The sequence below is a fragment of the Ruegeria sp. AP12 genome (genome assembly GCF_056540025.1).
Genome location: NZ_JBQFVZ010000360.1, coordinates 1 through 501, shown reverse-complemented (window position 1 = coordinate 501; position 501 = coordinate 1). Strand labels below are relative to the sequence as shown.

Annotated in this window: 1 protein-coding gene; it reads left to right on the top strand. The window is 62.3% G+C overall.

Annotated elements, in window-relative coordinates:
* Positions 1 to 453: glucosamine kinase nucleotide-binding domain-containing protein (locus ACR0E6_RS23210; RefSeq protein ID WP_480587876.1), on the top strand; the 453-nt coding region annotated here is incomplete at its 5' end.
* Between the last annotated feature and the right edge of the window lie 48 nt (positions 454 to 501).

Genomic DNA, 501 nt, shown 5'->3' with positions numbered 1-501 from the left:
GGCGATCAGGCCTCGGGCAACTGGTTAGGCGTTCAGCTGCTGCAACGCGTTCTATTGGCGATGGACGGCATTCAACCGCACAGCGCGTTGACCCGAAAAATCAGCGCGGAATATGACGACGATCCCATGCAAATCGTTGCGTTTGTTGGCCAGGCGAACCCCTCGGATTTCGCAGGCCTCGCCCCCGAGATCATCGTGGCTGCGGCTGGTGGCGATCCCGTGGCGCAGGAACTGATGCAAGGCGGGGCCGACTATCTGGCGCAAGGGCTGCGTGCACTTGGTCACACCGACGAATCGCCCGTTTGCATGATCGGCGGGGTCGCACCGCATTACGCAGACTATCTGCCGCTTCACATGCAGGCCTGCATGACCGAGGCCAAGGGCTCGCCGCTTGACGGTGCCCTGATCCTGGCGCGTCACCTGGCCGAGCGGGCAAAGGTAGGGGCGGGCTGATGAGCGACACTATCGAGACATTCCTGAAATCTGCCGACTGGCTACAGG